At 57.7% G+C, this 11,611-nt stretch carries 7 protein-coding genes; 2 read left to right on the top strand and 5 right to left on the bottom strand.

Going from position 1 to position 11,611, the window contains the following annotated elements; genetic code table 11:
* Positions 1 to 60 precede the first annotated feature (60 nt).
* Together MHK05_RS05705 and MHK05_RS05700 are read left to right on the top strand one after the other, a co-directional pair.
* On the top strand, positions 61 to 1,422 hold the full coding sequence (locus MHK05_RS05705) for an FAD-dependent oxidoreductase (protein ID WP_239205407.1): 1,362 nt from the start codon (positions 61 to 63) through the stop codon (positions 1,420 to 1,422).
* A 3-nt stretch (positions 1,423 to 1,425) separates the two neighbouring features.
* Positions 1,426 to 1,908: a GNAT family N-acetyltransferase gene (locus MHK05_RS05700; protein ID WP_023019981.1), complete on the top strand. Its 483-nt coding sequence runs from the start codon at positions 1,426 to 1,428 to the stop codon at positions 1,906 to 1,908.
* A gap of 23 nt (positions 1,909 to 1,931) precedes the next feature.
* Here MHK05_RS05700 and purT read toward each other — a convergent pair whose 3' ends face one another.
* From purT to MHK05_RS05675, 5 genes are all read right to left on the bottom strand, one after another.
* Positions 1,932 to 3,284 (bottom strand): formate-dependent phosphoribosylglycinamide formyltransferase, encoded by a 1,353-nt coding sequence (purT, locus tag MHK05_RS05695; RefSeq protein WP_239205405.1) that lies wholly within the window; start codon positions 3,282 to 3,284, stop codon positions 1,932 to 1,934.
* 151 nt (positions 3,285 to 3,435) lie between these two features.
* Positions 3,436 to 4,293 carry a class F sortase gene (locus MHK05_RS05690; protein ID WP_239205403.1) on the bottom strand — a complete coding sequence of 286 codons (858 nt, stop codon included), beginning with the start codon at positions 4,291 to 4,293 and terminating at the stop codon, positions 3,436 to 3,438.
* A 155-nt stretch (positions 4,294 to 4,448) separates the two neighbouring features.
* Positions 4,449 to 8,660, bottom strand: coding sequence for a VaFE repeat-containing surface-anchored protein (locus tag MHK05_RS05685; protein ID WP_239205401.1), 4,212 nt, complete (start codon positions 8,658 to 8,660; stop codon positions 4,449 to 4,451).
* 734 nt (positions 8,661 to 9,394) lie between these two features.
* Positions 9,395 to 9,718, bottom strand: coding sequence for a malonyl-CoA-ACP transacylase (locus MHK05_RS05680; protein WP_239205399.1), 324 nt, complete (start codon positions 9,716 to 9,718; stop codon positions 9,395 to 9,397).
* Positions 9,719 to 10,088: 370 nt separating this feature from the next.
* Positions 10,089 to 11,381: an adenylosuccinate synthase gene (locus MHK05_RS05675; RefSeq protein WP_239205397.1), complete on the bottom strand. Its 1,293-nt coding sequence runs from the start codon at positions 11,379 to 11,381 to the stop codon at positions 10,089 to 10,091.
* Between the last annotated feature and the right edge of the window lie 230 nt (positions 11,382 to 11,611).

Genomic DNA, 11,611 nt, shown 5'->3' with positions numbered 1-11,611 from the left:
TTATCGCATAGTGACCGCGTAGAATATGCAGCACAACGAAAGAAAGGACACCCTAAGCACATGACTAACCCAGTGCGCGTCGCCGTGGTCGGCTCCGGCCCGGCAGGCATTTACGCCTCTGACCTTCTAGTGAAATCCGACCTCGATGTGCAGATCGATCTTTTTGAAAAGATGCCAACGCCGTTCGGTTTGATCCGCTACGGCGTGGCACCGGATCACCCGCGTATTAAGGGCATCGTGCAGTCCCTGCACAACGTTATGGAAAAAGAAGAGATCCGCTTCCTGGGCAATATCGAGGTGGGCAAGGACATCACCGTCGAGGAGATGCGCGAGTATTACGACGCTATCATCTTCGCCACCGGCGCCACCGCCGATAAGCGCATGGGCATCCCCGGTGAGGATCTTAAGGGCAATCACGGCGCGGGCGAGTTCGTAGGCTTTTATGACGGCAACCCCAACTTCGAGCGCGACTGGGATCTCTCCGCAGAATCCGTCGCCGTCGTGGGCGTGGGCAATGTCTCCCTCGACGTCTCTCGTATCTTGGCCAAGACCGCCGACGAGCTGCTCGTTACCGAGATCCCGGATAATGTCTACGCAGCGCTGAAGAAAAACCGCGCCAAGGAGGTCCACGTCTTCGGCCGCCGCGGCCCGGCACAGGCCAAGTACACGCCGAAGGAGCTCAAGGAGCTAGACGAGTCCCCGACCATTGAGGTCATTGTCAACCCCGAGGACATCGAATATGACGCCGCCTCCGAGGAGGCACGCCGCGCCGCCAAGTCCACCGACCTGGTATGCCAGACGCTAGAGTCCTACGCTATGCGCGAGCCGGGCGATGCCCCGCACAAGCTCTACATTCACTTCTTCGAATCCCCGGTAGAGGTACTGGGTGAAGACGGTCATGTCACCGCCATCAAGACCGAGCGCACTGAGCTCAACGGCGATGGCACCGTAACCGGTACCGGCAAGTACACCGAGTGGCCGGTCCAGGCCGTCTACCGCGCGGTGGGCTACCACCCACAGTCCGTCGACGGTGTGCCCTTCGACGAGACCAAGGCCACCATGCCAAACGACGGCGGCCATGTGCTGGCCAATGTCGACGGCGAAAAGCTGCCTGGCCTCTACACCACCGGCTGGATTAAGCGCGGCCCAGTAGGCCTGATTGGCAATACCAAGTCCGATGCCAAGGACACCACCACCATGCTCATCGCCGATTACAAGGCCGGTGACTTGGAGCCTGCCACCAAGCGCGATCCGCAGGACATCCTGGACTTCCTGGCTTCCCGCGATATCGCCGTGACCACCTGGGAAGGCTGGCACCGCCTGGATGCCGCGGAGCGCGCCGCCGGTGAACCGCACGGCCGCGAGCGCATCAAGATCGTCGAGTGGGACGAGATGGTCAAGCACGCCGGTCCGCAGACCTAGCCCATGCCGCATTTCATTTCCGCCGCGCCCTTGGGTCAACTGGCAGCCTTGGACGTCCACCAGCTCTACAAGCTGCGGGTGGATGTCTTTGTGCACGAGCAGCGCTGCCCGTATGCCGAGATTGACGCCACCGACGCCGACCCCCAGACCGTGCACCTGCTGGCCTGGGATACGGACTCCCACGAATTGCTCGGCACGGCCCGCGTCTTTCCGGCTGCGCCTACTGACGCCGCGCTTGCCGACGCCACCGGCGCACAAATCGGCCGCTTCGCGCTCGCGCCCGCCGCGCGCGGCACGGGCCTCGGCCGCGAACTTCTCCAGGCGGCCGTCGACCTAGGCGAGCGCATGCACCCAGGCAAGCCGCTCTACCTAGAGGCGCAGGCCGGCCTCGTGGACTATTACGCCGGCTTTGGCTTTACTCCGGTAGGCGAGCTATTCGACGACGAAGGAGTCCCCCACCAGCCGATGCTGCGCCCCGCCAGCTAGACGCTTGGACAGCTGGCCGCCTCCTAGTCGGCGTCGTCCACGCCGGAGGCGAGCTTCGGATCGAGCTCCACGCCGCCTTCGTACTCCACGACCTCAATATCGGGAACATTCTCGGTTTCTGGATCGATGCCGCGGGCGCCGCCTTGCGCCAGCAGACCCGGCGTGGTGGTCACCTCGATCTTGTGTGCCGCTAGAGCCGCACGGTCGCGCGCTTCTTCCACATTTTCTGCAGTAGAAGAGACCAAACCCATGCGGCGGCCCTTATAGGCCCCCGGCTTACCAAAGAGCTTCACGTCTGTCTCCGCGTAGCTGAGGGCTGCGGCGATACCGGTATAGGCAACCTCCCCCAGCTCCTCGTCCGCGTGAATCACCACGCTAGCGCCCGGGGTGACCAAGGTGGCATCGATGGGGTAGCCCAAAATCGCCCGCGCATGCAGGTCAAATTCGGAAAAACGCTGCGTATAGCAGGTAAGCATTGCCGTATCCGAGGGCCGCGGGGAGACGGAGGAAAAGTACACGTCATCGCCGGCGACGAACAGCTCCACGCAGTACACGCCGCGCCCACCCAGCTCATTGGAGATGCGCGCCGCCACAGAGCGGGCATTTTCCAGCGCAATCTCGCTCATTCCAGTAGGCTGCCACTCCTCCACGAGGTCACCGCGCTCGTGGCGGTGACCAATGGGCTCGCTAAACCACGTTGCCAGCTTGCCCGTGGCCGGGTCGATGGAGCGGATAGCTAGCAGGGTGACCTCAAGATCAAAGTCCACGAAACGCTCGGCCACCACGCGCTGCGAGTCCGAGGACACCCGCCGCACGGTCTCCCAGGCCACACGCACATCGTCCTCATCTCGGGCAATCATGTGGCCCTTGCCGGAGGTGGAGACATCCGGCTTAATGATGCACGGAAAGCCCAGCTCCCCGACTGCTTCTTCTAGCTCCTCCAATGAGCTAGCAAAGCGATACGCGGAGACCGGCAATCCAATATTCTCGGCCACCTCGCGCACGCACTGGCGATCCTGCGTCATGGCGCAGGCGCGAGCCGAGGGGACCACGATGGCGTCACTCTGCGCTTCCATCTCTTCCAGCGCTTCTACCGCTACGGTCTCTACCTCTGGAACCACAAAGTGCGGCTGAATCTCTCGTGCTAGCTGCAGGATGCGCCCGGCGTCCTTGATATCGGCGACGTAGCTATACTGCGCCACCTGGTGTGCCGGCGCCCCCGCATACGAGTCCACCGCGTGGACCTCAAGGCCCAGGCTCTGGAAGGACATGGCCAGCTGCTTGCCCAGCTCGCCTGAGCCCAGCAGCAATACCTTGGTGGCATTGCTGGTCAGCGGCGTGCCAATATGACCGGCGATCTCGCCTGGATTATCCATGAAAATGCTCCTTCTAAGCCGCAGGCAGCGGCGGTTACTGCCTTAAATTATTTCATATTTAGGCCCCAACCCCACTACCCACATGCCAGGTGCCACGGATAAGAAAAGGCGCCCTGTGGGCAATTCCACAGGGCGCCTGAAAGGCTTCCGCCTAGGCTGCAGGGGCCTCAGCCGGGGCCTCGGCTGGGGATTCAGCCGGCGCCTCCCCCGCCGGTTGCTCGGCGGGCTGCTCTGGCTCGCCTACTGGCTCCGCCACGGTAATGATGTTGTCCTCATAACCCAGCGCGCCGCCAACGAACTGGCCGCCGCAGGTAATAAGAACCAGGCGGTTCTCGCCTTCCTTATCATTGACCACATCCGGGAAACCGGAACCCTTGGGCAGGCGGTATGGTGCTTCGGTCACGCGGAAGGTGCGCTCCTGGCCGTCGATGACCACGGTAAATTCCTGGTCCTTCTTCAGCTTGGTGAACTTCTCCGCATAGCCGGTGCCCTGGCCCTGGTAGTTAATGTGGCCAGTAATCACGCTCGAGCCCACATTGCCCGGCTCACCTGGCACAGCGGAGGCGGAGTACCAGCCCACGCGAGTGACGTCGTGTGGCGGCAGCAGCACGCCCTGGTCCGTGACCTGTACGGGGTCTACGGCCGCGTACTCGCCGTCGATGCCTACCGACATACCCGCAAAGCCCTTGAACTCACCAGGCGCGGCTTCGTACTCGTGCTCCTGCTGGCCCGAATCATCCACGAAGGCATCCGACTTCGGCCCGGATTCCTCAGGGGCACTCTCGCTGGCCACCGTCTCCGGCGCCGAGCCGGCCTCATCCTCATCATCGCGCGCCAGGTACAGCACTATCTGCAGCAATACCAATGCCACGACAACAATTGCCGCAATAATGGCGATCAGCTTGCCACGGCCCATGCCCTGCTTGCCGACGCCCCCTTCTTCCCCACTCGCCGGATACTGCGAAGTGCCGTTCTCTTCCGGCTGCTGTGGTTGCGCGTGCTTTCCCATAGCTAGCTTCCTTTACTTCCTCGTTTTGTCTACCTTGTGCAGGTTATATGCAAATCCCCTCCAGCGTGTGCAGTCACACCCTGGAGGGGATTTTTGGTGTTTAAGTCTCAACCCCGGTGGGGCGACCCGCGGGCCGCCTCACCGATGCTTATGGACTACTTGATGTAATCCTGCATACCCGGCTCAAGCTCGGTTGCGCCGGACGGTACGGACTTAATCTCAACGCGCTCGGCGTTGGATGGCAGTGCGTTGCCAGTCTCTTCAGGTTCCTGACCCTGGACCTCGACGCCGCGGCCGTGTCCATTGTCAGAGTTGCCGCCCTTAGGAGCGTCCTGACCCTTGACCTCGTGACCATTGCCACCATTGTGGTTACCGGTGTTGTCACCGTGGCCACCATTGTGGTTGCCGGTGTTGTCACCGTGGCCACCGTTGTGGTTGCCATGATCCTTGTGGTCGAAGTGATCCTTGATGATCTTGCCCAAGCCGATTCCCGGAATCAGGATGAGCCACCACTTATTGTCCTTGGAGGAACCGTTAGAGGATCCACCGTTGGAGGTGTCATCGTCAGGATTGTCCTGATCCTCAACCTCGTGGGAAATCACGGTCTGGTCATCATCGTCGATGTCCTTATGCTCAGCGATGTGGTTCGGCTTCTCCGGAGTAGTACCCGGAGTCTCCTCACCCTTGTCATTGACCTCGGTGGAGGTGAGCTCCTCGAAGGCAACCGCAGCCTGGACAGGCTCCTTCACATCATCGTTCACGGTAATGGTCACAGGGACCATGCCGTGGGACTTCTCCGGAGTGAAGGTCTTCTCACCGGTACCCAGAACAGACTTGCCATCCTTCTTGTTAATGAGCTCAGCCTTCAGGGTGTATTCCTTACCCGGAACCAGACCCTCGTAGGTCACCTCATCAACAATCTTGGCACCAGCAATAACTGCGTGGGAACCCTTCTCGAAGTCAGCGTTAGTGGTGATCTTCGGGGTCTTCTCAGAGCCCTCGGAGGTCACAGTCTGGTCATCATCGTTGATGTCCTTGTGCTCACCAACGTGGTTCGGGTTGTCCTCATCGGCAGGCTTATCCTCACCGTGCTTATCCACCTGAGTGGAAGTCAGCGTCTCGAAAGCAACCGCAGCCTCAACCGGCTCAGTTACCTTCTCATCGACAACGATGGTGACAGCCTCAGTGCCATTAGCCTCATCCGGAGTGAACTTGTGGCCCTTGGTCTCACCCAGAACAGTCTTACCGTCTTCCTTGGAAATCAACTGAGCGTCCAGAGTGTATTCCTTGCCTGGAACCAGACCCTCGTAGGAAACCTGGTCCACAACCTTGGCACCAGCAACAACCTCACGCAGGCCGCCCTCGAAGTCCGCATTAGTGGAAACCTTCGGGGTGTCCTTCTCGTCGTTGTCACCAGGGGTGCCCGGTTCGTTAGGCTCGGTCGACTCAGAAGGCTCGCCCGGCTTCTCCGGAGTAGTCGAACCGCAATCCGAAGGCTCGTCAGACTCAGAGGTCTCGGAAGCCTCAGAGGACGTGGTCTCTACAGACTCAGACTCAGACGGCTCGCTGGACTCAGAGGAAGACGGTTCCTCAGACTCGGAAGGCTTCTCGCTCTCAGAGTTACCCGGCTCCTCAGACTCACAAGTCTCGTCGCCGTCACCAGGCGTACCCGGAACTTCTTCCTTCGAGGTGGTGGTCTCCGGAGCAGACGTCTCCGGCTCATCCTCGGAGGTCACAGTCTGATCCTCATCATCGATGTCCTTGTGCTCAGCAATCTCATTCGGATTATCCGAAGAAGCATCCGGAGTCTCCTCACCGAACTCATCGACCGCAGTAGAAGTCAACTCCTCAAACGCAACCGCAGCCTCAACCGGCTCAGTCACATCGTCGTTGACGGTGATGGTGACAGGCTCCTTGCCTTCGGACTTCTCCGGAGTGAAGGTAGCTTCACCCTTGCCCAGGACAGTCTCGCCATCGGCCTTGGAAATGAGCTCAGCCTTCAGAGTGTATTCCTTGCCCGGAACCAGACCCTCGTAGGAAACCTCATCAACAATCTTGGCACCAGCAACAACCTCATGAGAACCATCCTCAAAATCAGCATTCGTGCTGATCTTCGGAGTCTGCTTAGAAGTTACAGTCTGATCCTCATCATCGATGTCGCGGTGTTCGGTAATCTTCTTCTCTTCGTCAGAGTTCGGAGTTTCCTTACCGTTCTCGTCGACCTGCTTGGAGTACAGGTCCTCGAATGCGACAGCAGCCTTGATGACACCCTCAACATCGTCGTTGACCTTGATGTCAACAACCTGCTCGCCGGCAGACTTCTTCGGGGTGAAGGTTACTTCGCCCTTGCCGACGACATCGTGCTCACCCTCAGCATTCTCTGCCTTGTTACGCAGCTCAGCCTTCAGGGTGTATTCCTTACCTGGCACCAGGTCGGTGTAGGTAACGGTGTCCTTGACGGTGACGCCAGCCTTTACCTGCTTAGCGTGGTCAAAATCAGCGTTGGTCTTAATGGACGGGGCCCACTTGGTGTTAACGGTCTGCTTCTCATCGTTGATGTCTTCGTGAGTAGCAATCACGTTTTCATCGGTGGAGCCAGTGGTCTCGTTGCCGTCCTTATCTACCTCGGTAGATACCAGCTTCTCGAAGGCAACCGCAGCGTCAACAGCAGGATCTGCCTTGTCGTTGACAGTGATCTCGACGTCCTTCTTGCCGGCGGACTCTTCCGGAACCAGTTCCTCGGAGCCTTCACCCAGTACGGTTTCGCCATCTGCCTTGGAAATCAGCTTCGCCTTCAGGGTGTACTTCTTGCCCGGAACAAGGTCCTTATACGTCACAGTGTCAATAACCGTGGCGCCCTTCTCTACACGGTCGCCATCCTTAATCTTGGCCTCCGTGTGGATCTCAGGGTTCCACTTGGTATTGACGGTCTGCGCCTCGTCATTAATGTCCTCATGCTCCGCAATGAAGTTGCCATCGCCAGAGTCGTTCGGGGCATCCTTGCCGCTCTCGTCCACCTCGTGGGAGTACAGCTTCTCGAAAGCAACGGCAGCAGCAACTGGCTTCTCCAGCTGCTTATCGACGTCAATCTCTACCTCAACGTCGCCAGACTCACCCTTAGCTTCAAAGGTCTCAGAACCGGTACCAAGAATAGCGTGCTCGCCGTTCTCGTCAGCAGCCTTGTTACGCAGTTCAGCCTTCAAGGTGTACTTCTTACCCGGAACCAGATCCTCGTAGTGAACTTTGTCCTTAACGGTGGTGCCAGCAACAACCTGCTGCTTGTCGCCTTCAAAAGAAGCCTCGGTTCCAATCTTCGGCTCGAGGTTCTTCTCCTGCTCTTCAGTACCGGGAACCGGAGCGGTCGGCTCGGTTACCTTGGTGGTCTCCTCAGGGGAGGTCGGTTCAGTAGTGGAATCTTCAGGAGTGGTTTCCTCAGTGTTAGACGGCTCAGAATCGGAAGTCGTCTCACTATTAGGGGTAGTCTCCTCACCCGGATTCTCAGGAGTGGTCTCATCGGACGGATTTTCTTCCGTCTTCGGAGTCTCCGGAGAAGTAGTAGGTTCCTCAGTTTCACCTTCATCGTCGGGCAGACCCGGCTGATCCGGCGGCATTACTCGCTGCATGCCTGGAGCCCTGTTCCCACTCTTATCAACCGGAAGAACCACAGTGACGAAATAGTCTTCAGGTTGCTCAGGAATCTCTGAAACCTTCTTGAAAGAAGGGCCGCCACCATTTTCGTTAGTTCCCGGATTATAAGCGCTCTCAATCTCAAGACCCGTTAGATCTGTAAACTCTTCCATAGAGCCATTAAAGGTCGGAAAGTTGACTAGACCATAAGGGTTCATGTACTTGGGATTTTGCCCGTTGATGGTATAGGCGGCCGCAGTCCTGTTATCCGGACGTTCACTTACCAGCGCTGTCATGTATACCACATACGTACCCGCAGCGGCCTTATCCCCAGCCTCGATGGCCTTTTGCCACTCGAGAGCTAACCGAATCACAGCGTCCCGATACTCGGAAGGAATGCTCAATTTTGTCGCGTTGTCCTTCGAGTACAAAACGCTAGTTTTGTTATTTGGGTACTTGTCAAGGGGATCTATACACCAAGCCCATCCCACGTCGTTATTTGGGTTTGCCTGCGTGCCATCCTTAGGGGGACCTGCCCACGTCAGAGAGCCCCACGCCTGGGCGTCGGTGCCTACATTAACCCTACCGCCCATCTCTTCGTTTGGCGTAAAGTCTGTCGGCTCAGCAGCCTCTGCTTTACTACCCGGAACGGTGACCATGGCCGCGATTACCGCAATTGCAGCAAGCACTGCGGTAAAGACCATCCACCCCTCTCGGGATATGCTTCTTAATTTACTCATTCTTTCCTCTTCGAGCGGTACAAATACTTACATTCGTTTTCCTGTACAGCGAGTGTTTTCGCTGAGCAGAACCTGAAATTGAGACTTGAACACACTGCGGTTAATCAGGGTTTTGAACCCGAACCTGAATTAACCCTTATTGTGCTCTCAAGATAGTATCACGGGAAAATTTAAGGCGCCAGCCAGAAAATATTAGAAAACTACACGTTATGCAGGATTTCTAATCTCATACCCGCAGGTAGATGCGTTTATTTTTACGGCCAACCTAGTATTAAATACATATGTTCGACGCCCGCTACGCGCTTTCTAAGGCTAAAGAGTTACGCCGGTAGCTTAACCAATACTAAGATTAGATTTAACTAAACCCATGTAAACACTTCCATACGCTGCGTTTTATCTAACTTCGTGCAAATTCAAGAGAGAGATTTGCACGGACTTTCTTCGCATTACTCCGGAATTATCCATAGAAAGTTGGTGTTACAGGTGTGACTGGAGAGCGTTCGATAGGGTGCACGCACGTTCGACATACTAGACATGCAGTAAGCCTTAACCCCCATTGCCATTCACCTTCAAGAAGGCATATGTGAGCAAAAACTCTACCTAGGGTTGCCACAATCACACTTAGGGGTCTCGCACATGGGTGAGGGAAAATTGGGCAAAGAAAAATCCGCACGGGCGTCGGCAAGCGTATGCTTTACCGAGGCCGCAGTGCGGATCCTGAAATGAATTAAGTCTTAAAGAACAGCAGTGACCTGGTAGCCCTTTTCCTGCAGGAGCTGGGAAACTGCCTCAAAGGTATCGCCGTCCTTGTCCGAGTTGTAGGTCTCCGGGTTCAGAGCAATATTGGCGGTGTCGCCCTCGTAGCGGACGCTGATGAACTCGTAGCCGGCTTCGGCATGGGCGGCGTCGATAAGAGCCTGCACGTCGTCGGTGTTGCCCTGCTCAGCAACAGCAACCTGCTCCTGCTCAGGTGCCGGCGCAGCCTCCTGTGCCGGGGCGCCCAGCCCGAAGAAGCCCATAATCGTGGCTAGCAGGCCGCTCAAAAGCTTAACAATCATTGAAATAACTCCCTGTGTTGAAATACGCGGGAATTGGGCCCGCGAAAGCTGAAAACTCTCTGCACTTAAAGCGAACTTAACTTTAGATGAGTTTTTGGTTATGTTCAACAGGGAAGGACCTATGCCGGCATGTCACGGTCTTGCGAGCAGCTTAAAGGGCACTGAAATGCCACAGCGCCCGTGCTCCGTCTCAGGGGCGGTACACGGGCGCTTTCGCTCAATTAGGGCTAAATCCCTTAGAGGGACCAAGAGCTAGGTGGGGATAGGAACCTTTGTTGTCTACTAGGAGGGCTAAAAACATCGTGCAGAGAGCCAAGTCAGCTGTGCTAGAGGGTGGGGCTCTCACACCACGCTAATAAGGACTACATCCTTACTGGTCTTCCATCACATCGTGACGCACGATGGTCTGGTCGCGGCCAGGGCCGACGCCGATGTAGGAGATGCGGCAGCCGGAGAGTTCCTCTAGGCGCAGGACGTAGTCTTGGGCCTTTTGCGGCAGCTCTTCAAAGGTGGAACATTCGGTAATGTCCTCGTCCCAGGCCGGCATGGTCTCGAAAATGGGCTCGGCGTGGTGGAACTCGGACTGGGTAAGCGGCAGTTCGTCGTAGCGCTTGCCGTCGACGTCATAAGCCACGCAGATAGGAATCTCACCAATGCCGGTAAGAACGTCCAGCTTGGTCAGGAAGTAATCGGTGAAGCCGTTCACGCGGGTGGCGTAGCGCGCAATGACGGAGTCGTACCAACCACAACGGCGCTTGCGGCCGGTGTTCACACCAATCTCGCCGCCGGTGGTCTGCAGGTACTCGCCCCACTTATCAAAGAGCTCGGTGGGGAACGGGCCAGCGCCCACGCGGGTGGTGTAGGCCTTCATGATGCCCAGCGAGGTCTTGATGCGGGTTGGGCCAATGCCCGAGCCCACGGAAGCACCACCGGCGGTCGGGTTAGACGAGGTCACGAACGGGTAAGTGCCATGGTCCACATCCAGCATGGTGGCCTGGCCGCCCTCCATGAGTACGTGCTTACCGGACTCGAGGGCTTTGTTGAGCTCGAGCTCAGCATCGATAACCATCGGGCGTAGGCGATCGCGGTAGCTCAAGAAGTAGTCCACAATCTGGTCTGCCTCGATGGCCTTGCGGTTGTACATCTTCACCAGCATCTGGTTTTTAATGTCCAGCGCAGACTCGACCTTCTGGCGCAGGATGGACTCATCAAAAATGTCCTGGACGCGAATGCCAATGCGCGCGACCTTATCGGCATAGGTCGGACCAATGCCGCGGCCGGTGGTACCAATCGCGCGCTTGCCCAGGAAACGCTCCTGCACGCGGTCGAGCGTCTGATGGTAAGGGGCTACTAGGTGCGCATTGGCGGAAATCTTCAGGCGCGAGGCATTCGCACCGCGGGCTTCGAGGCCATCAATTTCATCAAAGAGCGCCTCGAGGTTAATTACCACGCCATTGCCCAGCACTGGGGTAGCGTTCTCAGACAAGATGCCGGCCGGCAGGAGCTTCAGCTCATATTTATCGCCGCCTACCACGACGGTGTGGCCGGCGTTATTACCGCCGTTCGGCTTGACCACGTAGTCAACCTTGCCGCCGAGGATGTCGGTCGCTTTGCCCTTGCCTTCGTCGCCCCATTGGGCGCCGACAATGACGATCGCTGCCATTGTTTAGTCACTTCCTCATTATTGAAGCCAAAATACTCTCCAACTTTACACTTTCCCGGCCAAAAAAGCGCGCGTAGCATGGTGCGCATGCGTTTTTTGTTCCTCCGCTGCGGCGCCCCGGACATCCCCATGCCCGCTGAGGCCCATGATCTCTCGGCCATTCCTACCCGCAAAGAGCTCGCGCTTATCGACGCCTTCCTATCCCCCCTCCTTCCCACCGACCCCACCCC

It is taken from the genome of Corynebacterium nasorum (genome assembly GCF_022347325.1).
In the GTDB taxonomy this organism is placed as follows: domain Bacteria; phylum Actinomycetota; class Actinomycetes; order Mycobacteriales; family Mycobacteriaceae; genus Corynebacterium; species Corynebacterium kefirresidentii.
This window is presented reverse-complemented; position numbering and strand designations above follow the sequence as displayed.

Excerpts from the sequence above, each read along its gene's own strand:
- MHK05_RS05685 (WP_239205401.1), bottom strand. The coding sequence starts at position 8,660 with ATGAGTAAATTAAGAAGCATATCCCGAGAGGGGTGGATGGTCTTTACC.
- MHK05_RS05700 (WP_023019981.1), top strand. The coding sequence starts at position 1,426 with ATGCCGCATTTCATTTCCGCCGCGCCCTTGGGTCAACTGGCAGCCTTG.
- purT (WP_239205405.1), bottom strand. The coding sequence starts at position 3,284 with ATGGATAATCCAGGCGAGATCGCCGGTCATATTGGCACGCCGCTGACC.
- MHK05_RS05675 (WP_239205397.1), bottom strand. The coding sequence starts at position 11,381 with ATGGCAGCGATCGTCATTGTCGGCGCCCAATGGGGCGACGAAGGCAAG.
- MHK05_RS05705 (WP_239205407.1), top strand. The coding sequence starts at position 61 with ATGACTAACCCAGTGCGCGTCGCCGTGGTCGGCTCCGGCCCGGCAGGC.
- MHK05_RS05680 (WP_239205399.1), bottom strand. The coding sequence starts at position 9,718 with ATGATTGTTAAGCTTTTGAGCGGCCTGCTAGCCACGATTATGGGCTTC.
- MHK05_RS05690 (WP_239205403.1), bottom strand. The coding sequence starts at position 4,293 with ATGGGAAAGCACGCGCAACCACAGCAGCCGGAAGAGAACGGCACTTCG.